This window comes from Kitasatospora sp. NPDC032121 (assembly GCF_055580145.1).
Map to the genome: position 1 here is coordinate 60,033 of NZ_JBVILX010000025.1, position 25,339 is coordinate 85,371.

General features: G+C 73.4%; 24 protein-coding genes. 4 read left to right on the forward strand and 20 right to left on the reverse strand.

Going from position 1 to position 25,339, the window contains the following annotated elements; genetic code table 11:
• Window positions 1–23 precede the first annotated feature (23 nt).
• The 4 genes from smc to ACZ5OX_RS36005 all read right to left on the reverse strand — a co-directional run bounded on the left by smc (window position 24) and on the right by ACZ5OX_RS36005 (window position 6,171).
• On the reverse strand, window positions 24–3,614 hold the full coding sequence (gene smc / locus ACZ5OX_RS35990) for a chromosome segregation protein SMC (protein WP_465636066.1): 3,591 nt from the start codon (window positions 3,612–3,614) through the stop codon (window positions 24–26).
• Between the two features lie 155 nt (window positions 3,615–3,769).
• The gene (locus tag ACZ5OX_RS35995; protein WP_270143783.1) at window positions 3,770–3,973 is read right to left on the reverse strand and encodes a hypothetical protein; all 204 of its coding nucleotides are present in this window, start codon (window positions 3,971–3,973) and stop codon (window positions 3,770–3,772) included.
• A gap of 456 nt (window positions 3,974–4,429) precedes the next feature.
• Window positions 4,430–4,729 (reverse strand): acylphosphatase, encoded by a 300-nt coding sequence (locus ACZ5OX_RS36000; RefSeq protein WP_449791302.1) that lies wholly within the window; start codon window positions 4,727–4,729, stop codon window positions 4,430–4,432.
• 107 nt (window positions 4,730–4,836) lie between these two features.
• Complete coding sequence (locus tag ACZ5OX_RS36005) at window positions 4,837–6,171, reverse strand: hypothetical protein (RefSeq protein WP_465636068.1); 1,335 nt, start codon at window positions 6,169–6,171, stop codon at window positions 4,837–4,839.
• A gap of 319 nt (window positions 6,172–6,490) precedes the next feature.
• Between ACZ5OX_RS36005 and ACZ5OX_RS36010 the strand changes: the two genes are divergently transcribed.
• Entirely contained in the window at window positions 6,491–7,411 is a 921-nt protein-coding gene (locus tag ACZ5OX_RS36010; protein ID WP_465636070.1) for a DMT family protein, read from the forward strand.
• A gap of 88 nt (window positions 7,412–7,499) precedes the next feature.
• Here ACZ5OX_RS36010 and mutM read toward each other — a convergent pair whose 3' ends face one another.
• From mutM to ACZ5OX_RS36060, 10 genes are all read right to left on the reverse strand, one after another.
• Window positions 7,500–8,378 carry a bifunctional DNA-formamidopyrimidine glycosylase/DNA-(apurinic or apyrimidinic site) lyase gene (gene mutM, locus ACZ5OX_RS36015; RefSeq protein ID WP_465636072.1) on the reverse strand — a complete coding sequence of 293 codons (879 nt, stop codon included), beginning with the start codon at window positions 8,376–8,378 and terminating at the stop codon, window positions 7,500–7,502.
• Between the two features lie 54 nt (window positions 8,379–8,432).
• Window positions 8,433–9,221, reverse strand: coding sequence for a ribonuclease III (rnc, locus tag ACZ5OX_RS36020; protein WP_449791298.1), 789 nt, complete (start codon window positions 9,219–9,221; stop codon window positions 8,433–8,435).
• Between the two features lie 20 nt (window positions 9,222–9,241).
• Window positions 9,242–9,415, reverse strand: coding sequence for a 50S ribosomal protein L32 (gene rpmF / locus ACZ5OX_RS36025; RefSeq protein ID WP_030056747.1), 174 nt, complete (start codon window positions 9,413–9,415; stop codon window positions 9,242–9,244).
• A gap of 2 nt (window positions 9,416–9,417) precedes the next feature.
• On the reverse strand, window positions 9,418–10,062 hold the full coding sequence (locus tag ACZ5OX_RS36030; RefSeq protein ID WP_392883830.1) for a YceD family protein: 645 nt from the start codon (window positions 10,060–10,062) through the stop codon (window positions 9,418–9,420).
• A 173-nt stretch (window positions 10,063–10,235) separates the two neighbouring features.
• Window positions 10,236–11,468, reverse strand: a complete 1,233-nt coding sequence (locus ACZ5OX_RS36035; protein WP_465636074.1) for an ATP synthase F0 subunit B — start codon at window positions 11,466–11,468, stop codon at window positions 10,236–10,238.
• Window positions 11,469–11,657: 189 nt separating this feature from the next.
• Window positions 11,658–12,149, reverse strand: a complete 492-nt coding sequence (gene coaD / locus ACZ5OX_RS36040) for a pantetheine-phosphate adenylyltransferase (protein ID WP_449791296.1) — start codon at window positions 12,147–12,149, stop codon at window positions 11,658–11,660.
• A gap of 49 nt (window positions 12,150–12,198) precedes the next feature.
• Window positions 12,199–12,780 carry a 16S rRNA (guanine(966)-N(2))-methyltransferase RsmD gene (rsmD, locus tag ACZ5OX_RS36045; RefSeq protein WP_392883834.1) on the reverse strand — a complete coding sequence of 194 codons (582 nt, stop codon included), beginning with the start codon at window positions 12,778–12,780 and terminating at the stop codon, window positions 12,199–12,201.
• Window positions 12,781–12,911: 131 nt separating this feature from the next.
• Entirely contained in the window at window positions 12,912–13,445 is a 534-nt protein-coding gene (locus ACZ5OX_RS36050) for a hypothetical protein (protein ID WP_402416590.1), read from the reverse strand.
• A 103-nt stretch (window positions 13,446–13,548) separates the two neighbouring features.
• The gene (recG, locus tag ACZ5OX_RS36055) at window positions 13,549–15,768 is read right to left on the reverse strand and encodes an ATP-dependent DNA helicase RecG (RefSeq protein ID WP_465636077.1); all 2,220 of its coding nucleotides are present in this window, start codon (window positions 15,766–15,768) and stop codon (window positions 13,549–13,551) included.
• Window positions 15,769–15,839: 71 nt separating this feature from the next.
• Complete coding sequence (locus ACZ5OX_RS36060; protein WP_465636079.1) at window positions 15,840–17,471, reverse strand: DAK2 domain-containing protein; 1,632 nt, start codon at window positions 17,469–17,471, stop codon at window positions 15,840–15,842.
• A 282-nt stretch (window positions 17,472–17,753) separates the two neighbouring features.
• On the opposite strand from ACZ5OX_RS36060, the gene rpmB reads away from it, so the two are divergent.
• Window positions 17,754–17,939 carry a 50S ribosomal protein L28 gene (gene rpmB / locus ACZ5OX_RS36065; RefSeq protein ID WP_014138233.1) on the forward strand — a complete coding sequence of 62 codons (186 nt, stop codon included), beginning with the start codon at window positions 17,754–17,756 and terminating at the stop codon, window positions 17,937–17,939.
• 154 nt (window positions 17,940–18,093) lie between these two features.
• Here the strand turns inward: rpmB and thiD are convergent, their stop codons facing one another.
• From thiD to ACZ5OX_RS36080, 3 genes are all read right to left on the reverse strand, one after another.
• Entirely contained in the window at window positions 18,094–18,891 is a 798-nt protein-coding gene (gene thiD, locus ACZ5OX_RS36070) for a bifunctional hydroxymethylpyrimidine kinase/phosphomethylpyrimidine kinase (RefSeq protein ID WP_392883839.1), read from the reverse strand.
• A gap of 23 nt (window positions 18,892–18,914) precedes the next feature.
• A complete protein-coding gene (locus ACZ5OX_RS36075; protein WP_465636081.1) occupies window positions 18,915–19,940 on the reverse strand; it encodes an ATP-dependent 6-phosphofructokinase in 1,026 nt (341 codons plus the stop codon).
• A 156-nt stretch (window positions 19,941–20,096) separates the two neighbouring features.
• The gene (locus tag ACZ5OX_RS36080; protein ID WP_392883842.1) at window positions 20,097–21,062 is read right to left on the reverse strand and encodes a thiamine-phosphate kinase; all 966 of its coding nucleotides are present in this window, start codon (window positions 21,060–21,062) and stop codon (window positions 20,097–20,099) included.
• Between the two features lie 209 nt (window positions 21,063–21,271).
• Between ACZ5OX_RS36080 and ACZ5OX_RS36085 the strand changes: the two genes are divergently transcribed.
• Together ACZ5OX_RS36085 and ACZ5OX_RS36090 are read left to right on the forward strand one after the other, a co-directional pair.
• Entirely contained in the window at window positions 21,272–21,505 is a 234-nt protein-coding gene (locus ACZ5OX_RS36085; RefSeq protein WP_449791291.1) for an Lrp/AsnC family transcriptional regulator, read from the forward strand.
• 68 nt (window positions 21,506–21,573) lie between these two features.
• Window positions 21,574–22,092, forward strand: a complete 519-nt coding sequence (locus ACZ5OX_RS36090) for a DUF3515 family protein (RefSeq protein WP_465636084.1) — start codon at window positions 21,574–21,576, stop codon at window positions 22,090–22,092.
• Window positions 22,093–22,151: 59 nt separating this feature from the next.
• Here the strand turns inward: ACZ5OX_RS36090 and ACZ5OX_RS36095 are convergent, their stop codons facing one another.
• From ACZ5OX_RS36095 to ACZ5OX_RS36105, 3 genes are all read right to left on the reverse strand, one after another.
• Complete coding sequence (locus ACZ5OX_RS36095) at window positions 22,152–23,297, reverse strand: D-alanine--D-alanine ligase family protein (RefSeq protein WP_392883848.1); 1,146 nt, start codon at window positions 23,295–23,297, stop codon at window positions 22,152–22,154.
• A 102-nt stretch (window positions 23,298–23,399) separates the two neighbouring features.
• The gene (locus ACZ5OX_RS36100) at window positions 23,400–24,401 is read right to left on the reverse strand and encodes an NAD(P)H-dependent glycerol-3-phosphate dehydrogenase (protein ID WP_392883850.1); all 1,002 of its coding nucleotides are present in this window, start codon (window positions 24,399–24,401) and stop codon (window positions 23,400–23,402) included.
• Window positions 24,398–25,228 (reverse strand): lysophospholipid acyltransferase family protein, encoded by an 831-nt coding sequence (locus ACZ5OX_RS36105; RefSeq protein ID WP_449791287.1) that lies wholly within the window; start codon window positions 25,226–25,228, stop codon window positions 24,398–24,400. The genes ACZ5OX_RS36100 and ACZ5OX_RS36105 overlap by 4 nt, the downstream gene beginning before the upstream one ends.
• Between the last annotated feature and the right edge of the window lie 111 nt (window positions 25,229–25,339).

The window sequence follows — 25,339 nt, forward strand, 5'->3', positions numbered from 1 at the left end:
GACCCGCACCGATGCGGTGCGCACTACACCGATGCGGTGCGTACCGCCCGCGGCCGCCGCTCCCGGTGCTCTTCGCGCAGCCGCTGGCTGATCACCCGGGAGATGCCGTCGCCCTTCATCGTCACGCCGTAGAGGGCGTCGGCCGACTCCATGGTGAGCTTCTGGTGGGTGATGACGATCAGCTGGGAGCTCTCCCGCAGCTCCTCCATGATCCCGATCAGCCGGCGCAGGTTGGTCTCGTCCAGCGCCGCCTCCACCTCGTCCATCACGTAGAACGGGCTGGGCCGGGCCTTGAAGATCGCCACCAGCAGCGCCACCGCGGTCAACGAGCGCTCGCCGCCGGAGAGCAGCGACAGCCGCTTGACCTTCTTGCCCGGCGGGCGGGCCTCCACCTCGACCCCGGTGCCGAGCATGTCGTCCGGGTCGGTCAGCACCAGTCGGCCCTCGCCGCCCGGGAAGAGCCGGGCGAAGACGCCCTCGAACTGGGCGGCGGTGTCGTGGTACGCCGAGGTGAACAGCTGCTCGACCCGCTGGTCCACGTCCCGGACGAGGTCCATCAGGTCGCGCCGGCTGCGCTTGAGGTCGTCCAGCTGCTCGCCGAGGAAGCGGTGGCGCTCCTCCAGCGCGGTGAACTCCTCCAGCGCCAGCGGGTTGACCCTGCCGAGCTGCTGGTACGCCTTCTCGGCGGCCCGCAGCCGCTTCTCCTGCTCGGCGCGGACGTACGGGTACGGCTCCCCCGGCTCCGTCCCGTCCTGCGGGGGCGACGGCGGGACGGGCTGGTCCGGCCCGTACGAGGCGAGCAGTTCGCCGCCGTCGATGCCGAACTCCTCCAGCGCGCGCGCCTCCAGCTGCTCGATCCGCAGCCGCTTCTCGGCCCGCAGCACCTCGTCCCGGTGCCCGGCGTCGACGAGCTTGTCCAGCTCCTCCTTGAGCCCGCGGCCGTGCTCCCGGTGCTCGCGCAGCTCCTGCTCGCGCTCGGCGCGCGCCTGTTCGACGGCCGCGCGCCCGGCGTCCGCGCGGGCCAGCGACACCTCCAGGCAGGCCAGCAGCTGCCGGGCGCCCGCCGCGACGGCGTTCGCCACCGAGGCGTCGTGCTCGGCGCGCCGGCGGCGCTCGGCGGCCCGGGCGCGCGCCTCGCGCTCGGCACGGGCGGCCCGGTCCAGCTGGTCGGCCCGGCCCGCCAGGGCGCGGACCCGCTCCTCGTGGGTGCGCACGGCGAGCCGGGCCTCCAGCTCGGCCTGCCGGGCGTCGCTCGCGGCCTCGGCCAGCCGCTGCTGTTCGGCGGCGTCCGGCTCGTCCTCCCCCGCCCTGGCCGACTCCTCGGCGGCGGCCAGGCGCCGCGCCAGTTCCTCGGCGCCGTCCAGCAGCTCGGTCAGCCCCTGCTCGGCCCGTGCGGCCGCGGCCGACAGCCGCTCGGCCTCCCCGGCGGCGGCGCGGGCCTGCCCGCCGAGCCGGCCGAGCGCCCCGGCGACCTGCGCCCGGTCCTTCTCGGCCTGCCGCCGCCGCTCGGCCAGTTGCTCCGCCTCGGCTGCCGACTCCCTTCGCTGCTCGGTGAGTTCGGCGAGGCGCTCGGCCGACTCGGCACAGCGGGCGGTGAGTTCACCGATCGCCCGGGCCGCCTCGTCCACCGCCGCCTGGGTCTCCAGCAGGCTGGGCGCACCGCCGGCCCCTCCCTGGGCGAAGCCGGCGTCGAGCAGGTCCCCGTCGGCGGTGACGGCGCGGATCCCGGGCCGCGAGGCGACCAGCAGCAGTGCCTGGTCCAGGTCCTCGACCACCGCCACCCCGGCCAGCGGCCGCCGGACCGCACCGAGCAACTCGGCCGGACCGTCCACCAGTTCGGCCGCCCAGCGGGAACCGGCGGGCAACTCCCCCGCCGCCTCCGCGACTTCGGCGGCACCGGCGATCAGCAGCGCGGCCCGGCCGGCGTCCTCGGCCCTCAGCAGCCGCAGCGCCCCGGCGGCGGCGGACGGCGAGTCGACGGCCACCGCGTCGGCCGCCGCACCGAGCGCCGCGGCGAGCGGCACCTCGTACCCCGGCTCGATCCTCAGCAGCGCGGCCGCCGGGCCGAGCAGCCCACCCAGCCGCTCCCCCGCCTCCAGCAGCGCCCCGGTGCCGTCCTTGCGGCGCAGCCCGAGGGAGAGCGCCTCGTGCCGCGCGGTCAGCCCGGCCCGCTCGCGCTCGGCGGCGCCGGCCGTCTCCCGGGCCGCGGCCAGTTCCGCCTCCACGGCGGCCAGCCGCTCGCGCGCCCGCCGGTACCGGGCCTCGGCCTGTTCGTCCTCCCCGGCCAGGCCGTCCACCTGCTGCTGGAGTTCGTCCAGTTCGCCCTGGGCCGCCTCGGCGCGCAGCAGCGCCTCGTCCCTGGCCTCGGTGAGCCGGCCGATCTCGGCCTGCGCCGCGGCGGCCTTGGACCGGGCGGCGGCGGCCTGCCCCTGCAGCCGGGCCAGGCCCTCCCGGCGGTCGGCGATGGCCCGGGCGGCGTCCCGCAGCCGGCGCTCCTCGGCGGCCAGGTCCCGTTCCAGTCCGCCCTTGCGCTCGACGGCCTCGGCCAGCGCGTACCGGGCCTCCTCCAGCGCCTCGGTCAGCGCGGCCTCCTGCTCGCGGACCTGCTCGGCCTCCCGCTCCAGCTCCTCGGGATCGCGCCCGCGCCGTTCCTCGCCCCGGCCCCCGGCGACGGCGTGCCGGGCCCGGGCCTCGGCCAGCCCGACGGTGCCGCGGGTGCGTTCGGCCAGCGCGGAGAGCCGGTACCAGGTCTGCCGGGCGGTCTCCAGGCCGGGGCCGAGCTGCTGGACCTGCGCCTCCAGGACGCGCTCGCGCTGCACCGCGCGGGCCAGTTCCTGCTCGACGGTGGTACGGCGCAGCCGCAGCGCCAGTTCGTCCGCGACCTCGGCCTCGACCGCCCGGCGCAGCGCGCCGAGGTCGTCGGCGAGCAGCCGCAGCCGGGCGTCGCGCAGGTCGGCCTGGATCCCGGCGGCCCGGCGGGCGATCCGGGCCTGTCGGCCGAGCGGTCCGAGCTGGCGGCGCAGTTCGGCCACCAGGTCCTGGACCCGGTTGAGGTTGGCCTGCATCGCGTCCAGCTTCCGCAGCGCCTTCTCCTTGCGCTTGCGGTGCTTGAGGACGCCGGCCGCCTCCTCGATGAAGGCGCGTCGGCCCATCGGGTCGGCGTGCAGGACGGAGTCCAGCTGCCCCTGGCCGACGATGACGTGCATCTCGCGGCCGATGCCGGAGTCGGAGAGCAGTTCCTGGATGTCCAGCAGGCGGCAGGTCTCGCCGTTGAGCGCGTACTCGCTGCCGCCGTTGCGGAACATGGTCCGGGTGATGGTCACCTCGGAGTAGTCGATCGGCAGGGCGCCGTCGCCGTTGTCGATGGTGAGGCTGACCTCGGCGCGGCCGAGCGGGGCGCGCCCGCTGGTCCCGGCGAAGATGACGTCCTCCATCTTGCCGCCGCGCAGCGACTTGGCCCCCTGCTCGCCCATCACCCAGGACAGCGCGTCGACCACGTTCGACTTCCCCGAGCCGTTCGGCCCGACGACGCAGGTGATGCCCGGCTCGAAGCGCAGGGTGGTGCTGGAGGCGAAGGACTTGAACCCGCGCAGCGTCAGACTCTTCAGGTGCACGCGGCCGGTCTCCTCAATCGCTCGCGACAGGAACCGACTGTATCCGGAGCCGGACACGACGAAGGGACGCCACATCCGGGCGTCCCTTGCAAGCTGCGTCCCTTTCGGGGCGGCTCAGTGCACAGCGGCGTCGATCTGCGAGGACCGGGCGGGACTCAGGTGAGAGCCGGCTCCCGCTGATCCAGATCGATGCTGTTGAGCAGCGAGTGCTCGCCAGCGACAGCGGTCAGAGCGTCGTTCTCAGCCTGCATCCGAAGGAGCTCGGCTTCAAGATCCTGGACGCGCTGCTGAAGCCGTCGCATCTCGGAGAGCATTCGCGGGTCGGGGCCGCCGACGTACCCGAGAAGCGCCTTTGCCATGATGAATGGTCCTCCACGCTGAGTGACCGAACCGGAACGGTACAGGTCTAGGGGGAAGGGGGACGCACGCGCGGCGCGTCACCGGAAGTGCTGGCTGGGCACTACGGCACAACACCGTGAGCTGGGCTCACGAGGGTATGCGCCTGCCGGGAGAACGCGGTCGTGTGCGCGGGCTTCCAGCGTCTCACCAAAGACGGAAAGGGTCAACACGATCACCGCACGCTACCGCGCCCCTGTCACCTGCCCGGCGGAGTCGTCACGCCTGGGGGCCTCGGGCCCGGTCCACTTCGTGCTCGTGGATCATCGTTCGATGCGGAGTCAACCACGAGTCTGCCCGGATGGCAACCTCGTGACACCGCCGGTTCCGGATCTTTTCGTGGAAGCCCGCTTGCGGACCGAGCGGCGAGCCGCCCGCCGGGCCGCCGCGGGGCGGGCCCGGGGTGGGCCCGGGGCGGCTCAGCGGATCTCGAAGCCCTCGTAGCCTGGGCCGACGGCCGTCCAGATCTCGGTGACCCCGCTGACGTTCCCCGGGGTCCCCGGGCCGCGCAGCATGGCCAGCAGCTGCTCGCAGTCGGCCGCGAGCCCCTCGGCCACCACCTGCACCCGGCCGTCGCCGAGGTTGCCGGCGTAGCCGGTCAGGCCGATCTCCAGCGCCCGCGCCCTGGTCCACCAGCGGAACCCGACCTGCTGGACCTTGCCCCGGACCCAGGCGGTCACCCGGACCGGTTCCTCACTGTGGGCGTCACGACCGTGCATGCCCCGACCCTAGCCTCCCGCGCGCCTCCCGCGCGGCCCCGCGCGAACGGGAGCGGCCCCGCCGGAGCACCGGCGGGGCCGCTGACCTGGTCGGTCGGCTCGTCGGACTACCAGTCCCCGCCGCCGAAGTCGCCACCACCGAAGTCGCCACCACCGAAGTCGCCACCGCCGAAGTCGGCCGCGTTGAAGTCGGCGCCGGTGAAGTCGCCGCCCTCGTACTGGTCCTGGTAGCCGCCGTCCATCATCGGCGCCGCCGCGTAGGCCGGGGAGCTCATCATCGAGCCGAGCATGGTGCCGACCAGCAGGCCGGGCAGCAGGCCGCCGCCGAAGCCGCTGTAGTACCCGCCGGCGTACGGGGCGTACGCGGGGCCGGCGTTCCAGTACGGCTGCGGGCCCTGGTCGGTGTCGACGGTGCGGATCGCCGGGTCGAGGCCGGCCGCCACCCGGTCCGCGTCGGCCTGGCAGACCGGCACGGCACGGGCGGAGCCGCCGGCCGGGGCCCAGTCCACGTCCTTGACGGACGGGCCGTGCCGCGGGTCCATGAAGCACGGGGGACGGCGCTCGGGCAGCGGCCGCTTCTCCCGCCGGGCGGCCAGGGTGGCCAGCGAGAAGCGGCCGTCCTCGATCGCCTCGGTGACCTGCTTGACGTCCTCGGGCTTCTTCGCCTCGTCCATCAGCCGCTTGGACTTCTCGTACGAGTCCAGGGCGTGGGTGTAGTCGGTGCGCTGGGCGTCGTCGGCGTCGGCCGCGGCCGGGCTGAAGTCGAGCCGGTCCAGCTCCTCGCCGAAGGCGGTGATGTCCTCGTCCACGACCCGGCGCAGCTGCTCCAGCTCGGCCCGGGCCTGCTCCTCCTTGCGCTTCTTGGCGCGGCGGAACAGCAGGAAGACGCCGGTGCCGGCGAGCGCGGCCAGCACGAGCGGGATGACCACCCAGGCGATCGAGGTGCTGTGGTTGACCCCGGTGCCCTTGGTCTGCGGGGCGGCCTGGTCGACGAAGGAGTTCAGGGTGGCGTCGATGTCGCCGCCGTTGGAGCGCTGGGCCGCGCCGGCGATGCGCTGCGCCTGGCCGGCGCTCATCGCGCCGCGGTCGCCGCCGGCGTCGAGCTTGCCGTCGTGCCAGACCGCGTAGACGCCGTCGATGCCCACCAGGGTGCGGAGGTCCTGGAGGGTGGACTTCGCGTACGCGGAGTCGGGGATGACCGCGACGAAGATCGGCTTGTCGGCCTTGTCGATCTTCTTGCTCAGGGCGTCGGCCTGGGACTCGCTGAATCGGCTGGTCATGGCCGGGGCGACGTAGACCTGGCCCTTCTTCAGGGTGGCCGCGGCATCGCTCAGCCCGCCGGCCGCCGAGGCCGCGGGCGCCACCAGGAGCAGCAGCCCGAGCAGCGCCGCCACCAGGGCAAGCGGCCCGGCGCCCCGGGAACGTCGTGCAAGGGTTCTCATGCCCCCGACGCTACCGCGACCGGCGGCTGAGCACGCCATACCCTTCGCATACTGGTACTGACAAGAGCCCCCGCCGTCCGCCGGGCCCGCTCCCCTCCTCGGGGATGATGTTTCCCCCAGCCACCCCTGAGGCGGGTTCCGGGCGGGAACCCCGCGGGGCTCCCGGACGTACGTTCCGGCGGGTCCGACCGGGATCCGGGGCACTACGGGGGCGTGCCGACCGTACCGTGCGAACGGGCATAGTGGTCCCGGACCAGCGGTCCCATTGCCTTTTCTTTACTCAGCTCGTTCCTGACCCGACTCCCGATCGGAGCACTTGGTGATCATCGGCCTCGTCACCGCCGTGGCGGCATCCGCCTGCTACGGCACCGGCTCGGTCCTCCAGGCCGTCGGATCCCGCCGCTCCGCGCGGGAGGAGGCCGCCAAGGGCGCCACCACCTCGACCACCGAACACGGCGGCCCGAGCCTGTCCTCGACCGCGAAGGCCGCCGTCACCTGGGAGTTCATCCTCGGCACGGTCCTCGACCTGATCGGTTTCGGGCTCGGTGCACTGGCCGCCCGACTGCTGCCGCTGTTCCTGTCCCAGACCATCATCAGCGCCAACCTGGTGATCACCGCGGTGCTCAGCATCAAGCTGCTGGGGATCCGGCTCAAGCAGCTGGAGTGGGCGTCGATCGCCGTGCTCTGCTCGGCGCTGGTGCTGCTGGCCGTCTCGGCGGGGCCGGAGGGCGGCCACCACGCGGCGATGTCCTTCCACTGGTGGCTGCTGATCGTCACCACCGTGCTGCTGGTCGGCGGCAGCCTGCTGGTGCGGCGGATGGGCGCCAACGGCGCGATCGTCGCCGGTCTGCTCTCCGGTCTCGGCTTCGGCGCCCTGGGCGTCGGGGTGCGCATCCTCAACGGCATCGAGCCGTTCGCGTTCGGCGAGCTGCTCTCCGACCCGGCCCTGTACGCGGTCCTGGTCGGCGGCCTCGGCGGCATGTACATCCACACCGTGGCGCTGCAGATCGGCTCGGTGAACGGCGCGACCGCCGCGCTGGTGGTCGGGGAGACGGTGCTGCCCGGCGCGGTCGGCGTGCTCTGGCTCGGCGACTCCTCCAAGGCCGGCCTGGGCTGGCTCGGCGTGATCGGCTTCGTGCTCGCGGTGGTCGCCGCGGTCGGGGTCGCCTACTTCGGCCAGGACACCCACGGCACGCCCGGGGAGCCCGCCGTCCAGGAGCCCGAACTCACCCGGAAGTAGCGCGGGGCGTGCCCCGCGGACCCCGTCCGAGGGCGTGCCCCGCGGACCCGTCCGACCGGGCGGAGGTCCGCGGGACGCGCCCGACGGCTCAGCCTCCGCTGCGGGCGCGCGGCACCCGCTGGCAGCGGGGGCAGAAGTAGCTGGAGCGGTTCATCCAGGCCGCCCGCCGGATCGGGGTGCCGCAGCGCCGGCAGGGCTCCTGCTCGCGGCCGTAGGCGTCGAGGTCCCGGGAGAAGTAGCCGCTCTCGCCGTTCACGTTGACGTAGAGGCTGTCGAAGCTGGTGCCGCCGACGGCGAGCGCCGCGGTCATCACGTCCCGGGCGTTGGCCAGCAGCAGCAGGGCCTGCGGGCGGGTGAGGGTCGCGGTCGGGCGGTCGTAGTGCAGCTTGGAGCGCCACAGCGCCTCGTCGGCGTAGATGTTGCCGACGCCACTGATCAGGGTCTGGTCGAGCAGGGCGCGCTTGACGGTGGTCCGCTTGGCGCGCAGCGCGGCCGCGAAGACGGCGTCGTCGAAGCGCGGGTCGAGCGGGTCGCGGGCGATGTGCGCGATGGACACCGGGGTGCCCTCCGGGTCCCCGTCCTCGGCCTCCTCGACCGCCAGGCCGCCGAAGGTCCGCTGGTCGACGAAGCGCAGTTCGCGCCCGCCGTCGTCGAAGCGCAGCCGCACCCGCAGGTGCGTCTCGTCGGGTACGGACGGGTCCTGGACGAGCAGTTGGCCGCTCATCCCGAGGTGGCCGATCAGCGAGAAGCCCGCGCCCGTCCCGGCCAGCGGCACCCACAGGTACTTGCCGCGGCGCTGCGCGGCGCCGAGGGTGGTGCCGGTCAGCCGGGCGGCGAAGTCGGCCGCGCCGGCCGGCTGGCGGCGCACCGCGCGCGGGTGCAGCACCTGGACGTCGGCGACGGTCCGCCCGGCCACCCAGTTGGCCAGACCACGGCGGACGACCTCGACCTCGGGAAGTTCGGGCACGGGAACACGCCTCCTGCTCGGTACGGATCAGCAGGAGTGAAGGCTACTTCGAGGTCATGCCCCGGCGGGCAGCCGGTCGGCGTACTTCTCCTTGATCGCGCGCCAGGCGCTCTCGGCGGCCTTCTGCTCGGCTTCCTTCTTCGAGCGGCCGACGCCGCTGCCGAAGTCCTCGCCGGCCACCCGGGCCGCCGCGGTGAAGGTCTTCTCGTGGTCCGGACCGGACTCCATGACCACGTACTCCGGCACGCCGATGCCCACCGAGGCGGTGAGCTCCTGCAGGCTGGTCTTCCAGTCCAGGCCGGCTCCCAGCTGAGAGGACTCCTCGATCAGCGGGTCGAACAGCCGGTGGACGAACTCGGTGGCCGCGTCCAGTCCCCGGTCCAGGTAGACGGCGCCGATCACGGCCTCGACGGTGTCGGCGAGGATCGACGACTTGTCGCGGCCGCCGGTGCCCTCCTCGCCCTTGCCGAGGCGGATGAACGCGCCGAGGTCCAGACCCCGGCCGACGTCCGCGAGCGCGCGGGAGTTGACCACCGCGGCGCGCAGCTTGGCGAGCGTGCCCTCCGGGACGTCCGGGTGGACGCGGTAGAGGGTGTCGGTCACCACGAGGCCCAGCACCGAGTCGCCGAGGAACTCCAGGCGCTCGTTGGTGGGCAGCCCGCCGTTCTCGTACGCGTACGAGCGGTGGGTCAGGGCACGTACCAGAAGGGCGCGCTCGAGTGTGTACCCGAGGCGCCCTTCCAGGACGTCGTATTCGGTCGAAGCCGGCCCGCCGGCCTTGCCGCCGCCCGAAGAACCCTTCGGGGTGGTGGTCGCCTTGCGGGTGGAGTTACCGTCCGACATCGATCCGTACACCCCGCCGATCAGACCGAGAGGACCTGGCGACGGTTGTACGTGCCGCAGCTCGGGCACGCGATGTGGCCCAGCTTCGGCTCGTGGCAGCGGTCGCACGCCACGAGGGCCGGAACGACGGCCTTCCAGTTGGACCGGCGGTGGCGCGTGTTGCTGCGCGACATCTTCCGCTTCGGAACAGCCACGGCTACTTCTCCTGGTTCTCGGCGAGACCCTCACGGGTGTCGCTGTTCTTAGATCCGTCACCCTCGTCGCCGGGGGCGGCGGAGAGTCCCTGCAGAGCCGCCCACCGGGGGTCGACGGCATCGTGGTGGTGCGCCGGGTCGTCGCTCAGGCGCGCTCCGCACTCGGAGCACAGGCCCAGGCAGTCTTCCTGGCACACCGGCTGCAGCGGCAGTGCGAGCACCACCGCGTCACGCAGCACCGGCTGGAGGTCGAAGAAGTCGCCCTCCAGACGGTAAGTCTCTTCTTCCGAGTCCTCGTCGAGGTCCTCGGTCCCGGTCGTCCGGGCGCGGTGGCGCTCGTCGGACTCCGGGTAGTAGTACAGCTCCTGGAAGTCCACGTCGATGTCGAACTCGACGGGCTCCAGGCACCGGACGCACTCGCCCTCGACGTGGGCCTCGGCGGTGCCGGTGACCAGCACGCCCTCGACCACGGACTCCAGGCGGAGCTCCAGGTCGATCGGGCTCTTCTCCGGCACGCCGATGACGTCGATGATCCCGAAGCCCTCGGGGGCCTCCAGGGTCCGGCTCACCTTGCGCATCGAGCCCGGACGCCGACCGAGCTCGTGCGTGTCGAACACGAGGGGGTCGCGGTGGTCGAGGCGGTTCACGGTGTCCTGACTTCCTGGGGAATCTTCGGTGGCGTCTCCGCCCGGACCGGCGTTGCGAGGGCAAGCCGACAGCCGGACATGGAGGGGCCGGAGTGGTCAGACTACCGGAGTCTCCCGCCAGGCCCAACTTCGGTCCCGTCAGGAGGCTCCCGCACCGCCGTGCCGGGGCCGGTTCAGCGGCCGCCGAGCTCCCGCAGCCTGGTCATGTCGATCATGCTGGTGTCGAAGAAGCTGGTCTCGTCCAGGCCCTGCCCCTGACCCTGCTGCTGGCCCTGCCCCTGGCCCTGCTGCTGGCCCTGCTGCTGGTGCGGCACGGCCGGCGGCGCGGTGGGCTGCTGGGGGTAGGTGTAGCCGTCGTACGACTGCGCGGCGTAGCCCGGCTGCTGCTGGGGATAGCCTCCCCCGGCCTCCGGCCGGGCGTGCCCCCATGCGCCCTGCTGGTCCTGGTAGCCCTGCTGCTGGTAGCCGCCCTGCTGCTGGCCCCACTGGGCGCTGTACGGGTCGCCCTGGCCGGCCGGGTCGTAGCCGCCGCCGTACACCTCGACGTACTGCCCGCCCTGCTGCTGGGCGGCCGCGTACTGGTCGGTGCCGGGGGCCTGCCAGTCGGCCGCGGCCGGGGTCTGCTCCGGCCAGGTCTGCTGCTGCGGGACGTCCTCGCGGTACCAGGCGATGTCGTCGCCCTCGGGGTCGTGGGCGAAGCCCGCGGCCACCGCCTCGGCCCGCTCCTTGGCCTGCTGGGCCTGGTCGGCGGCGGCGAGGTAGGCGCCCAGCTCGTCGATCGGACGCTTGCCGAGCAGCTTGTCCCGGCCCTTGCCGACGGCCTCCAGGGTGGCGCCGAGCACGTTCTCCAGGGTGGCGAGCTTCACATCGACGTACTCGTCGACCTCGGGGCTCGGGCTGATCCGCTGCGGACGGAACTCCTCGCCGTCGCTCTCGGCGTCCGGCTCGGTCTCGAAGACGCTGGAGTCGCCGCGCAGCTTGGTGCGGCCGCGGCCGACCGCGCCCAGCGTCTTGGTCAGCACGACCTCGAAGTTGGCGAGCTTGCTGTCCACGTAGTCGTCGGCCTCGGCCCGCTTGGCGTCGACCTCGGCGCGCGCCTCGGCGAGGATCCGGTCGGCCTCGGCCTGGGCCCGGCGAACCACCTCGGTGTCCGAGATCAGCGAGCCGCGCTCGGCGTGCGCGCCCTGGATGATCCGCTCGGCCTCGGCCTGGGCGCCCGCCACCACCTGCTCGTGGTCGGCCATCACCGACTGGGCCTGGGCCAGTTCGGCGGGCAGCGCCGACTTGAGGTCGTTGAGCAGGCCGATCAGCTCGGCCCGGTTCACCACGCAGGAGGCCGACATCGGCATCGAGCGGGCGTTCTCGACCGCCGCCACGATCTCGTCGACCTTGTTCTGCACGTCCACGGGGGCTTCGTCTTTCCGTGTGCCGCCGACGGTCCGGCGGAGGCAGGCCCGACGCGGTGGACCTCACCGCAGGGCAGGAATACAGACTGTACGGCCACTGCCGGGCACGGTCACAACGCCTCAGCCGAACCGGTCTGCCGCCCGCGGGACAATCCGTGACGAACCGGCAGGAAAGGGACGGGCGGCGGACTACTGCTGGGCCTTGCGCTCCGCGATCCGCTCCACCAGCCGGCCGTGCACCGTCGCGGGCAGCAGGTGGGAGACGTCGCCGCCGTACGAGGCGACCTCCTTGACCAGCGTCGAGGAGAGGAAGCTGTACGTCGGCGAGGTCGGCACGAACAGCGTCTCCACCCCGGTCAGACCGTGGTTCATCTGGGCCATCTGGAGCTCGTAGTCGAAGTCGCTGACGGCGCGCAGGCCCTTGATGATCGCGGGGATGCCGCGCTCCCGGCAGTAGTCCACCAGCAGGCCGTGGTGCGACTCGACCACCACGTTCCCGAAGCCGGCGGTGACCTCCTCGATCAGGCCGATCCGCTCCTCGACGGTGAACATGCCCTGCTTGTTCCGGTTGATCAGGACCGCGACGTGCACCATGTCGTACAGCTTCGAGGCCCGCTCGATGATGTCGAGGTGGCCGTTGGTGATCGGGTCGAACGAACCGGGACAGACGGCTCGGCGCATGGCGTGTGTGCTCCCTCGTGGGGTGACGGCTGCTGCGGGCGGCGGCCCGCTACTCCTGCTCGCCGGCCGCGGCGGCGCGACCGTACCAGAGCGTTCCCTCGCCGTAGCGGCGGGAGCGGAGCTCCTCGAAGCCCTCGGGCCAGTCGAAGCCGCCGCCGCGGGTGCTGCGCTCCACGGTGACGAGTGCGTCCTCCGTGAGCCAGCCCCCGGCCAGGAGTGTGATCAGCATCTCGCGGACCTCCTCGTCCGTCACCACGTACGGCGGGTCGAGGAAGACCAGGTCGTACGGGCTCTGCGGAGGCGGGCCGGCGATCACCTTCTCGGCCCTGGCCGCCCGCACCTCGGCGCCGGGCAGGCCGATCGTCCGGACGTTCTCCCGGATCACCCGGGCCGCCTGGGCGTCCGCCTCGACCAGCAGGACGTGCTCGGCGCCGCGCGACAGCGCCTCCAGCCCGACCGCGCCCGATCCGCCGAACAGGTCCAGCATCCGGGTTCCGCGCACGGTTCCGTGCAGCGCCTCCAGGGTGGAGAACATCGCCTCGCGGGCCTTGTCGGAGGTCGGTCGGGTGCCCCGGCCGGGCGGTACGGCCAGCCGGCGGCCGCCGGCCGCCCCGGCGATCACGCGGGTCATGGTGGTGGGAGGTCCTTTCGTCGCTGCCCGACCACGCTATCCCGCCCCGACCCGCGGGGGCGCGCCGGTGCCGGAGCGGTGCGGCACCGGCGGGACGCCCCCGCCGGTGCCGCACCGTCACCCACGGGTGGTCAGCTCGCCTCGGAGTCCGCCGCCCGGGCCGGGGCGCTCGCGCCGAGCAGGGCCGGCGAGGCGTAGCGGGACCAGGACAGGCAGCCGTCGGGCGGGCAGAACTCGGGGCGGCGCGGGTCGTGCCCGAGCTCGCGCAGCTTGGTCCGGACGGAGTCGGGCGTGCGGCCGAAGCGGGCGGCGATCCGGGCGACGGTCTCGCCGTCGTGGAAGCGCCGGACCAGCTCCTCCTCGTGCTGCGGCACCCAGGGGGCGCCGTGGCCGGGGTACAGCTCGCGCAGCACGTCGCGGTCGGGGATGGGCTCGGAGACGTCGGCGACGATCGCCAGCGCCCGCAGCGCGCGGTTGAGCGCGATCCGCAGCGAGGCGACGTCCTCGACCGGCAGGCGGAGCCGGCCCGAGGCGAGCGGGGCGGCGGCCGCCCCCTCGCGCCAGCCGGTCAGGGTGAGGGTGACTTCGCGATCGTCGTCGCTGGCGAGTTCGATCCGGAAGACCTTGTCGCCCAGCGGGAGCTCGTTGAGATGACGGAATGCCATGGCATGACCCCCAAGTGTCGTGCCAGGTACGCACCTTGGAGGTGCGCCCTGAACACCTTCATTCTCTCCCGGGGGTCTGACAATCCGGCTCCGCCGGAACGGCTCAGCCCTTCTCCATGTAGGCCGCGCGGTCCTCGTCGAGCAGGCTCTCCAGCGCGGTGCGCAGCTCCGGGTGGGCGGCGAGGTCCGGGTCCTCGGCGACCAGCCGGGTGGCCTCGGTGCGGGCGGTGAGGATGACCTCCTCGTCCTCCAGTACCGAGAGCACCTTGAGCGAGGACTTCACCCCGGACTGCGCCTGGCCCAGCACGTCGCCCTCGCGGCGCTGTTCGAGGTCGATCCGGGACAGCTCGAAGCCGTCCAGGGTGCCCGCCACCGCGTCCAGCCGGGCCCTCGCGGCGCTGCCCCCGGGCATCTCGCTGACCAGCAGGCACAGGCCCGCCGCGCTGCCGCGGCCGACCCGGCCGCGCAGCTGGTGGAGCTGGGAGACGCCGAAGCGGTCGGCGTCCATGATGACCATGGCGGTGGAGTTGGGGACGTTGACGCCGACCTCGATCACGGTGGTGGCGACCAGCACGTCCACCTCGCCGGCCGCGAACCGGCGCATCACCTCGTCCTTGGCCTCCGGTGCGAGCCGGCCGTGCAGGATCTCCACCCGCAGCCCGGCGAGCGGCCCCCTGACCAGCTTGTCGGCCGTCTCCACCACCGAGAGCGGGGGCCGCCGTTCGTCGCTCGCGGCGCCCGCGTCGGCGACCTCCTCGAAGTCCTCCTCGGCGGCCCTGCGGCGCTTCTTCCCGGTGTCGGCGGCGGGCTCCTCGTCCCCGATCCGGGGGCAGACCACGTACGCCTGGTGGCCCTTGGCGACCTCCTCGCGGACCCGCTCCCAGGCCCGGGTGAGGAAGTTGGGCTTCTCCAGGGCCGGGACGACGTGGGTGGAGATCGGCGAGCGGCCGGCCGGCAGCTGGTCCAGGACGGAGGTCTCCAGGTCCCCGAAGACGGTCATCGCGACGGTGCGCGGGATCGGGGTGGCGGTCATCACCAGCAGGTGCGGCGGCTGTTCGCCCTTGGCGCGCAGCGCGTCCCGCTGCTCGACGCCGAAGCGGTGCTGTTCGTCCACCACGACCAGGCCGAGGTCCTGGAACTGCACCTTGTCCTCGATCAGCGCGTGGGTGCCGATGGCGATCCCGGCGTCCCCGCAGGCCATGTCGAGCAGCGCCTGGCGGCGGGCGGGGACGCCCATCGAACCGGTCAGCAGCACCACCCGGGTGCCGAGGTCGGAGCCTCCCAGCATGCCGCCCTCGGCGAGGTCCCCCATCATCTCGACGATCGAGCGGTGGTGCTGCTGGGCGAGCACCTCGGTGGGCGCCAGCAGCACCGCCTGGCCACCCGCGTCCACCACGGCGAGCATGGCGCGCAGGGCGACGAGGGTCTTCCCCGAGCCGACCTCGCCCTGGAGCAGCCGGTGCATCGGGTGCTCGGTGGCCAGGTCGGCGGCGATCTCGGCGGAGACCTTCTGCTGGCCCTCGGTGAGGGTGAACGGCAGCCGGGCGTCGAAGGCGTCCAGCAGGCCGCCCTCGCGGGCCCGGCGCGGCTTGGCGGGCAGGGCGGAGTCGGCGGCCCGGCGCTGGGCGAGGGCGACCTGCAGCACGAAGGCCTCGTCCCAGCGCAGCCGGCTCTGGGCGCGCTCACGGTCGGCGTGGCCGCGCGGGCGGTGGATCAGCTCCAGCGCCTCGGGCAGCGGGATCAGGTCGTGCCGCTCGCGCAGTTCGGCGGGCAGCGGTTCGCCGACGTCGCCGAGGTGCTTGGTGAGCGCGGTCTCGATGCAGATCGACAGCTTCCAACTGGGCATCTGCGCGCTGGCGCCGTACACCGGGATGAGCCGGCCGGCGAACTGCCGTGCCGCGTCCGACCCGGCGTCCTCGTCGAGCAGCTGGTAGTCCGGGGAGACGAGCTGGCGGGTCCGGTTGAAGACCCCGACCTTGCCCGCGAACAGGCCCTGGGCGCCGGCCTTGAGCTCCTTCTGCCGCCAGCCCTGGTTGAAGAAGACCAGCGAGAGCCGGCTGCGGCCGTCGGTGACGACAACCTCCAGCCGGTCGCCCTTGCGCCCGCGGAACGGGATCAGGGTGACCTTCTCGATCCTGGCCAGCACGGTGACGTGCTCGTCGACCTCCAGCTCGTCCAGGCTGGTGAGCTGGCCGCGTTCGACGTAGCGGCGCGGATAGTGGTGCAGCAGGTCCCCGACCGTGCGCAGCTTGAGGCTGTCGGCGAGCACCTTCGCGGTGCGGTCGCCGACGAGTTTGGTCAGTGGTTCATCGAGAGCGCCCATCAGGCCCCTGTCTACACCACCGGACGGACAGAACGGCGCTGGTCGCCCGCCCGTCCGCCTCCGGGGCGGCGCTACTCGACCCCGATGAGGAGCGGCGCCGGTTCCTGGCCGCCGTGGAAGACCACCGCGTCCACCTCGGGCCGCCGGTGCCGGACGTGGGCGACGAGCCGTTCGGCGAGTGCCTCGTCGGCGCCCTCGCCGAGGATCAGGGTGACGAGTTCGCCGCCCGCGCCGAGCATCCGGTCCAGCACGCTCTCGCCGACCTCGGCCAGGCCGACGCCTATCACCGCGACGTCGCCGTCGATCAGCCCGAGCACGTCCCCGGCCTGGCAGACCCCGGCCATCGTCCAGGACTCCCCCTCGGCGACGGCCAGCTCGGCGTACCGGGTGGCCCCGGCGGCGGAGGTCATGGCGACCACGTCCTCGTCGAAGCGGCGGCCGCCCTCGTGCACCGCCAGCGCCGCCAGTCCCTGCACCGGCGAGCGGGTGGGCAGGACGGCGATCCGCACCCCTTCCTCGCGCAGCTGGTCGGCGGCGGCCCCGGCGGCGGCGCGCAGCTCGGGGTCGTTGAGCAGCAGGACGACCTCGCGGGCGGCCGAGCGGCGGACCGCGGCGGCGAGTTCGGCGCTGGCCGGCGGGCGGTCCGGGTCGGCGTGCAGGACGACGGCGCCGGCCTGCTCGCAGAGCTCGGCCAGGCCCCCGCCGGAGACCACCGAGAGCACCGCCCGGGCCCGTTCCTCGCGCTCGCCGGGCTCGGCGGCGCTGCCGGAGCGGGCGGCGGCCTCGGCGAAGTGGGTGATCCGGATCTGGTGCGGGCGCCCGGCCCGGACCCCGGCCTCCACGGCGGCGCCCGCGTCGTCCACGTGGACGTGGACGTTCCACAGGCCGTCGCCGCCGCCGATCACCAGCGAGTCGCCGAGCTCGCCGAGCCGCGCGCGCAGCGCGGGCAGCGCCTCGTCGGGGGCGTCCAGCAGGTAGATGACCTCGAAGGCGGGGTGGCCGGGGCCGGGCGGCCTGAGGTGGGTCTCGCAGCTCTCGACGGCCCGGATGTCACCGCGCAGCGCGACCGGCCCCATCGGCTGCTGCCCGGCGACGGCGTCGGCGAGCGCGCCGAGGACGGCCACCAGGCCGCGCCCGCCGGCGTCCACCACGCCGTTCTCGGCCAGCACGGCGAGCTGTTCGGGGGTGTGCCGCAGCGCGTCCCTGGCGGCCCGGTAGGCGGTGTCGGCGACCTGGGCGAGCCCGTCCCCGGCCCGTACGGCCTCCCGGGCGGCGACCCGGGCGACGGTCAGCAGGGTGCCCTCGACGGGCTCCGCGACGGCCTGGTACGCGGAGTCGGCGGCCCGCTGCAGGGCGGCCCGCAGCTGTTCGGCGCCGCCGCCCTCGGCCAGCGTCTCGGCGGTGCCGCGCAGCCACTGGGCGAGGATCACCCCGGAGTTGCCGCGGGCACCGACCAGCGCGCCGCGGGCCATCGCCCGGACCGCGTCGGCCAGCCCGGGGGCCGGGTCGGCGGCGGGGTCGGCGAAGCGGCTCTCCACCTCGGCGGCGGCGGACTCGACGGTCAGGTAGAGGTTGGTGCCGGTGTCGCCGTCCGGGACGGGATAGACGTTGAGCGCGTCGATCTCCTCGCGGGCCTGGCCGAGTGCGCGGAGGGCGAGCTGGCACCAGGTGCGCACGGCCGGGGCGTCGAGCGTGTGCAGCACCAGGTCTCCTCCGGATGGGACGCCGACATGGCCGGGCAATGAACGGCGAGGGGTGATACCGGCAGGTTATCGGGGCCGGGGTGGGGTCGTCCGGACCGGCGACCGGAGCGATCACTCGGCCGGTCATGGTAGTTTCGTGGGACGGAAGCAAGCGTTGTATGCTCTTCCGGTTGCCTGGAACCGTCCAGGCTCACCCCCTTGTCCGGTCTGGTTCACGTGAGTGTTCTGGTGGTTGAGCGGGGTTTTCGAAAGTATCTGATCTGAAGTCTTGGAGTGACTCCTGTGGCTGCCAACTGCGACGTCTGCGGCAAGGGGCCGGGCTTCGGCAACAGCATCTCCCACTCTCACCGCCGTACCCCCCGTCGTTGGAACCCCAACATCCAGACGGTGCGCGCTGTGATTGGGCGGACGCCGAAGCGGCTCAACGTCTGCACCTCGTGCATCAAGGCCGGTAAGGTCTCGCGCTGACGCGCAGACCGGCAAGCCGGTCCTCCAGTGAGCCGGTTCATCCTCGGATGAGCCGGCTTCGCTGTTTCCGTGGCAGGCTACGCCGATTTCCGGACTCACCAGTGGTGGGCGGACTCCATCCAGGAGCCCGCCCACCTCTGTTTTCCCGGGTTCCTCAGCGCCAGCGCCAGGCGTGGTCGACCGGGCCGATGCCGGCGCCCAGGGCGAAGCCCCCGGCGATCGCGCCGGTGATGTACTCCTTGGCCGAGGCCACCGCCCGCGGCAGCGGCTCGCCCTTGGCCAGGCCGGAGGCGATCGCGCTGGCCAGGGTGCAGCCGGTGCCGTGGGTGTGGCGGTTGTCGTAGCGCGGCGCCCGGAACCAGTGCACCTCGTCCGGTCCGCCGTACAGCAGGTCGGCGGCCTCGCCCTCCAGGTGGCCGCCCTTGACCAGCGCCCAGCGCGGCCCGAGGTCGACCAACGCCTTGGCGGCGTCCAGCATCTGCGACTCGTCCTCGACGGTCAGCCCGGTGAGCTGGGTCACCTCGTGCAGGTTGGGGGTGGCCAGGGTGGCGACCGGCAGCAGCTTCTCGCGGACGGTCGCGACGGCCTCGGCGACCAGCAGCGCGTCCCCGTGCTTGGAGACCCCGACCGGGTCGACCACCACCGGGGCGTCCACCCCGGCCAGCAGTTCGGCGACGGTCTCGACGAGTTCGACCGAGGCGAGCATGCCGGTCTTCACGGCCTGCACCCCGATGTCGTCCACCACACTGCGGAACTGCGCCCGGACGGCCTCGGCGGGCAGCTCCCAGTAGCCCTGGACGCCGAGCGAGTTCTGCGCGGTGACGGCGGTGATCACGCTCATGCCGTGGACGCCGAGAGCGAGCATCGCCTTGAGGTCGGCCTGGATGCCGGCGCCGCCGCCGGAGTCGGAGCCGGCGACGGTGAGCACGCGGGGGGGTGCGGTGGAGGACATGGCCCCAACCTACCCGCGCGGTCTCAGAGCACCGCCTCGGACTCCGCCCAGCGGTCCCGCGGCACCGTCTTCAGCCGGGTCACCGCGTCGCCGATCGGCAGCAGTTCGATGCCGGTCCGGCGCAGCGCGGTGAAGTGCCCGAACGCCCCCCGGTGGACGGCCTCCACGGCGTGCCAGCCGAACCGGGTGGCGAGCACCCGGTCGTAGGCGGTCGGGGTGCCGCCGCGCTGGACGTGGCCGAGGATGACCGGGCGGGCCTCCTTGCCGAGCAGGTTCTCCAGCTCGTGGGCGAGCCGGGTGCCGATCCCGCCGAAGGTCCGGTGGCCGTACTGGTCGACCTCACCGTGGTCGAAGCGCATGGTGCCGGGCACCGGGCAGGCCCCCTCGGCGACGGCGATGATGGCGAACTTCTTCCCGCGCGCGAAGCGGTCCTCGATTATCCGGGCCACCGCCTCGATGTCGAAGGGCTTCTCCGGGATCAGGATGCCGTGGGCGCCGCCGGCCATGCCCGCGGTGAGGGTGATCCAGCCGGTGTGCCGGCCCATCAACTCGACCACCATGACGCGCTGGTGGGACTCCGCGGTGGTCTTCAGCCGGTCGATCGCCTCGGTGGCGACGTGGACGGCGGTGTCGAAGCCGAAGGTCATGTCGGTGGTGTCGATGTCGTTGTCGATGGTCTTCGGCACCCCGACCACGGGCAGTCCGGCGTCGCCGAAGAGCTTGGCGGCGGTCAGCGTCCCCTCGCCGCCGATCGCGATCAGCGCGTCGATGCCGATCTCCCGGGCCAGTGTCTTGGCGTTCTCCACCGCCCAGGCGATCCGGTCCCGCCGCACCCGGGCCGAGCCCAGGATGGTGCCGCCGAGGGTGAGCAGGCCGGTGACGTCGTCGTGGGTGACGGTCCTGGTGCGGCCCTCGATCAGTCCGAGGAAGCCGTCCAGGATGCCGACGATCTCGTCCCCGTGGACGTCGGTGCCCCGGTGCACCACCGAGCGGATCACCGCGTTGAGGCCGGGGCAGTCGCCGCCGCTGGTCAGTACACCGATGCGCATCTGTGGCGTGCTCCCACTCGCAGTGGTTCGGACCATCCGCGCCGGACGGGCGGCTGGGATGGCGCAAGCCTACGCACAACGCACCCGCGAATCCCGTCCCCGCACACCGGAGCGTCACGCGCCCTCCGCCGTACGGGGATCCGGGAGGACCGCCCGCTACTCGGCGAAGTGGTCCCAGCCGCCGACTCGGTCCCAGGGCGCGCCGTCGACCGTCACCCGGCCGCTGCGGCTGCCCGTCGGGCGGCCGGTCACCTCGCCCACCACCCGCCAGCGGGCCGGGAGTTGGACCCCGCGCGGGAAGGTGGCCACGATCGCGTGGTCCTCGCCGCCGGAGAGCACCCAGACCAGCGGGTCCACCCCGACCGCCTGGCCGATGTCGGCCATCTGCGCCGGGACGTCGAAGTCGGCGGCCTTGAGGTCGATGTCCACCTGGCTGGCCCGGGCCACGTGGCCGAGGTCGGCGACCAGCCCGTCGCTGACGTCGATCATCGAGGTCGCGCCCAACTCGGCCGCCGCCGGGCCCGCGTGGTACGGCGGTTCGGGCCGGCGGTGCGCCTCGACGAAGGCGCGCGGGGAGCGGAAGCCGCGCTGGAGCACGGTCAGCCCGGCGGCGGACCAGCCGAGCCAGCCGGTCACCGCGATCACGTCGCCGACCTGTGCGCCGGAGCGCGTCACCGCCGCACGCCCCTGGAGGTCGCCGAGCGCCGTGATGGCCAGCGTGACGGTGTCGCCGCGCACCACGTCGCCGCCGACCACCGTCGCCCCGGCCACCTGGCACTCGTCGCGCAGCCCGTCCATCAACTCGGTCGCCCAGGTGGTCGGCAGGTCCGCGGGGGCGACCAGGCCGAGCAGGATGGCGGTCGGCACCGCCCCCATCGCGGCCACGTCGGCGAGGTTCTGGGCGGCGGCCTTGCGGCCCACGTCGTAGGCGGTGGACCAGTCCCGGCGGAAGTGCCGGTTCTCGATCAGGACGTCCGTGGTCGCCACCACCCGGCCGTCCGGTGCCCGCACCACCGCGGCGTCGTCACCCGGGCCGAGGTCGACCGCATCGGTGAGCGGTACCCGGGCGGTCAGCTCCCTGATGAGGCCGAACTCGCCGAGCTCGCCCACGGTCCCCTGCATCTGCCGTCCTCTCGCGTTTCCATCCGAATCGGCCCCCGTCGCGCTCCCCCGCGCGCAGCGTACGCCCTTCCGGGGCCCCGGGGTCTCCCCTCCCCGGCCCGCTGCGGGGTAGCGTGGTGATCAGACTGCCGGTGAGCCCTTCCACCCACACGCCTGACCGGGTGCTCACGGCGGCGATCCCCCCTTGAACCGGCCGCCGGGAGGTCCCCGTGGTACAGGCATACATCCTGATCCAGACCGAAGTTGGGAAGGCCACCTCCGTGGCCCAGACCGTTTCCGAGATCCCGGGCGTGCTCACCGCCGAGGACGTCACCGGACCGTACGACGTGATCGTCAAGGCCGAGGCCGGGACGGTGGACGAGCTGGGCCGCATGGTGGTGGCCCGGGTCCAGAAGGTCGAGGGCATCACCCGCACCCTCACCTGCCCCGTGGTGCACCTCTAGGGCCCGTGGGCCGGGGCGGGCCGGCGCACCGGGAGCCCGGGCGCGTAAGGCCCGGTTACCATCGGCGGGTGGCCAGAGAACTGCGCGTCCCCAAGGCGCTGACCGCCCTGCCGGCCCCGGTCCGCTGGCTGGCCCTGCCCGTCGCCCTGACCTGCACGGTCGTGGTGCTGGTGGGCAGCTGGGGCCCGGCCGACCGGGCCATCGAGGTCCCGGACCCGACCGGTAGGGCGGCCGGCTACTGCAGGGCCCTGGCCGCCGCGCTGCCGAAGGAGCTGCTCGGGCACGCCCGCAAGGACCCGTCGCCCGCCTCGCCGTACGTGGCCGTCTGGGACAGCTCGCCCCGGACGGTCCTGCGCTGCGGCGTCGACCGGCCCGAGGAGCTGGACGGGCCGCACGCCATGGACCTGTCCCCGACCGTCGACGACCTCACCTGGTGGTCGCAGAAGCTGGACGACGGGAGCTACCGCCTGGTCGCGACCATGCGCGCGGCCTACGTCGAGGTGATCTCCCCGCCCGGCGTCTACAGCAGCCCGCTGGACCCGGCCGCCGCGCTCACCCCGCTGGTCAAGGCCAACATCCCCGGCTGAGCACGACGAACGCGGGGCGGGCCGGGAAGCTCCCGGCCCGCCCCGCGCCGTACGGCCCGCTAGCGCAGCCCGGTCGAGCGGCGCAGCGCCGCGCCGAGCAGCCGGTCGATCAGCTCCGGGTACGAGACCCCGCTGGCCGCCCACATCTTCGGGTAGGCCGAGATCGGGGTGAAGCCGGGCATGGTGTTGATCTCGTTGATCATCCAGGTGCCGTCCTCCAGCAGGAAGAAGTCCACCCGGGCCAGGCCCTCGCAGCCGAGCGCCTCGAAGGCCTCGATCGCCTGGCGCTGGATCTCGGCGAGCTCCTCGGCGGTCAGGTCCGCCGGGATCTTCACGTCCGAGGAGTCGATGTACTTGGCATCGAAGTCGTAGAAGTCGAAGCCCTCGCCGACCAGGATCTCGCCGGCCACGCTGGCCCGCGGGCCGTCCTCGAACTCCAGCACGCCGCACTCGATCTCGCGGCCGGTCACGCCCGCCTCGATGATCAGCTTGGGGTCGTGCCGACGGGCCTCCTCGATCGCGGCGTCGAGGTCGGCCAGGTCCTTCACCTTGGTGATGCCGATGCTGGAGCCGGCCCGGCAGGGCTTCACGAACACCGGCAGGCCCAGCTCGGCGGCCCGCTCGCGCACCGCGGCGCGGCCCTCCTCGGACTCCCAGTCGCGCGGCCGCACGATGGTGTAGCGGCCGACCTCCAGGCCGTGCGAGGCCAGGATCCGCTTGGCGAACTCCTTGTCCATGCCGGCCGCGCTGGCCAGCACGCCGTTGCCGACGTACGGGACGCCGGAGAGCTCCAGCAGGCCCTGGAGCGTGCCGTCCTCGCCCCACGGGCCGTGCAGCAGCGGGAACACCACGTCGACCTCGCCGAGGGCCTTGGGGGCGCTGCCCGGCTCGGTCAGGACCACCTCGCGGTTGCCCGGGGCGACCGGCAGCGCGACCTGGCCGTCGACGCCCTCGGCGACGTGCGCCACGTCCGGCAGCCGCCCGTCGGTGATGGCCATCCGGGCCGGCTCGTCGCTGGTCAGCGCCCAGCGGCCCTCGTGCGTGATGCCGATCGGCAGCACGTCGTACTTGTCGCGGTCGATCGCCCTGAGCACACTGCCCGCGGTGGAGACCGAGATGGCGTGCTCGGAGCTGCGCCCGCCGAAGACCAGCGCGACGCGCGGCTTCCGGTCGGGCCGGTTCGGGGAGGTCTGTTCGATGCTCATATCGGGTTTGAGACTACCGTGCGAGGCCCGGGCGGAAGGCGAGCGGCGCCCGGGAGCCGGCGGCGCCGGGGAACCGGACGCCGCCGAAGCCGCCTCGCGGGCTCAGCGCCGCTCCGGCTTCGCCGAACGCGACATCAGCGCCTGCAGGACCTCCTTGATCGGCCGCTCGTTGTGCACCACGTCCACCACGGCCTCGACGATCGGCATGTCGACCCCGTTGCGCCGGGCCAGGTCCAGCACCGACTCGCAGGACTTGACGCCCTCGGCGGTCTGCCGGGTGGCCGCGATGGTCTCCGCGAGCGACATGCCCCGGCCCAGGTTCATGCCGAAGGTGTTGTTGCGCGACAGCGGCGAGGAGCAGGTGGCCACCAGGTCGCCCATCCCGGCCAGTCCGGCGAAGGTGTGCGGGTCCGCGCCCAGCACCTCGCCGAGCCGGGTGGTCTCGGCCAGCCCGCGGGTGATCAGGGTCGCCTTGGTGTTGTCCCCGAGCCCCATGCCGGCCGCCATGCCGACCGCCAGGCCGATCACGTTCTTGACCGCGCCGCCGAGTTCGCAGCCCACCACGTCGGTGTTGGTGTACGGCCGGAAGTACGGCGTGTGGCAGGCCGCCTGGAGCCGCTTGGCGACCGTCTCGTCGGAGCAGGCGACCACACTGGCCGCGGGCTGCCGGTTGGCGATCTCCTTGGCCAGGTTGGGCCCGCTGACCACCGCGACGCGCTCCGGGCCGACGCCGGTGACCTCGTCGATCACCTCGCTCATCCGCTTGGCGGTGCCGAGTTCGATGCCCTTCATCAGGCTCACCAGCACGGTCTGCGGCTCGATCAGCGGCGTCCAGGCGGCCAGGTTGTCGCGCAGCGTCTGCGAGGGCACCACGAGCACCGCGAAGTCGGCGCCGGCCAGCGCCTCGGCGGCGTCGGTGGTGGCCCGCACGGTGTCGGGCAGCCGGACGCCCGGCAGGTAGTCCGGGTTCTCGTGGGTGGAGTTGACGGCGTCCACCAGCTCCTGGCGGCGGGCCCACAGCACGACCTCGCAGCCCGCGTCGGCGAGCACCAGCGCGAACGCGGTGCCCCAGGAGCCGGTCCCCATCACGGCGCAGCGGGTCACTTGCCGCCCTCCTCGGTGCCCTCGGTCCGCTCGCCCTTGGCGCGCCGGCGCTCGGCCAGCGCGGCCGCGGCACGCTCCCGGGCGGCCTTGCGCATGTCGTAGCGCTCGGCCGGCGGTTCCTCGCCCCGGACCTCGGCCAGCACGGCGGTGATCGCCGTCATGATGTCCTCGGTCGCGTCGGCGAGCACCTGGGCGGTGAGCTCCTGCCCCCGGTACTTGCTGAGGTCCACCGGCGGCCCGGCCGCGACGGTGACCCTGTGCCGCGGGAAGAGGTTGAACTTGCCCTTCCCGTAACCGGGCCGGCCGTACGGCGGGATGATCTCGTGGGCGCCCCAGTGCGCGACCGGGATGACCGGCGCACCGGTCATCAGCGCGACCCGGGCGACCCCGCTCTTGCCGGTCATCGGCCACAGGTCGGGGTCCCGGGTGAGCGTGCCCTCCGGGTAGAACTGCACGCACTGGCCGCCGTTGATCGCGTCGATCGCGGCCCGGAACGCCTGCGCGGCGTCGGTGGACTCCCGGAACACCGGAATCTGGCCGGTCTTGCGCAGCATGAATCCGATGAAGGGGATCGAGAACAGCGAGGACTTGCCGAGAATGCGCGGCGGACGTCCGCTGTTGTACTGCCAGTGCGCGTAGATCACCGGGTCGATGATCGAATTGTGGTTCACCGCGGCGATGAAACCGCCGTTCTTCGGAATGTGCTCCCAGCCCCGCCAGTCGGGCTTCACCAGGGCGGTCGTCACCGGTTTCACCAGCACGGCCGCGAAGCGGTACCAGATGCCGTAGTCGGCGTTGCCGAACTTGGCGTACGAGCGGCGGGCCACCCCAGCTCCTTCTCATCCGATGCGGCACGGATCACCGCGGTCATGGCTTCCCGGTGCCGCGCACCGTTTCTTCCGCCGGTGCCCGGGCCACGGGCGCGGAACAGTGTCGCC

Bases quoted from the DNA above. Each gene is read 5' to 3' on its own strand.
- ACZ5OX_RS35995 (WP_270143783.1), bottom strand. From the start codon at position 3,973: ATGGCAAAGGCGCTTCTCGGGTACGTCGGCGGCCCCGACCCGCGAATG.
- ACZ5OX_RS36000 (WP_449791302.1), bottom strand. From the start codon at position 4,729: ATGCACGGTCGTGACGCCCACAGTGAGGAACCGGTCCGGGTGACCGCC.
- ACZ5OX_RS36005 (WP_465636068.1), bottom strand. From the start codon at position 6,171: ATGAGAACCCTTGCACGACGTTCCCGGGGCGCCGGGCCGCTTGCCCTG.
- rnc (WP_449791298.1), bottom strand. From the start codon at position 9,221: ATGTCGGACGGTAACTCCACCCGCAAGGCGACCACCACCCCGAAGGGT.
- coaD (WP_449791296.1), bottom strand. From the start codon at position 12,149: ATGCGCCGAGCCGTCTGTCCCGGTTCGTTCGACCCGATCACCAACGGC.
- rsmD (WP_392883834.1), bottom strand. From the start codon at position 12,780: ATGACCCGCGTGATCGCCGGGGCGGCCGGCGGCCGCCGGCTGGCCGTA.
- ACZ5OX_RS36050 (WP_402416590.1), bottom strand. From the start codon at position 13,445: ATGGCATTCCGTCATCTCAACGAGCTCCCGCTGGGCGACAAGGTCTTC.
- recG (WP_465636077.1), bottom strand. From the start codon at position 15,768: ATGGGCGCTCTCGATGAACCACTGACCAAACTCGTCGGCGACCGCACC.
- thiD (WP_392883839.1), bottom strand. From the start codon at position 18,891: ATGTCCTCCACCGCACCCCCCCGCGTGCTCACCGTCGCCGGCTCCGAC.
- ACZ5OX_RS36075 (WP_465636081.1), bottom strand. From the start codon at position 19,940: ATGCGCATCGGTGTACTGACCAGCGGCGGCGACTGCCCCGGCCTCAAC.
- ACZ5OX_RS36080 (WP_392883842.1), bottom strand. From the start codon at position 21,062: ATGCAGGGGACCGTGGGCGAGCTCGGCGAGTTCGGCCTCATCAGGGAG.
- ACZ5OX_RS36095 (WP_392883848.1), bottom strand. From the start codon at position 23,297: ATGAGCATCGAACAGACCTCCCCGAACCGGCCCGACCGGAAGCCGCGC.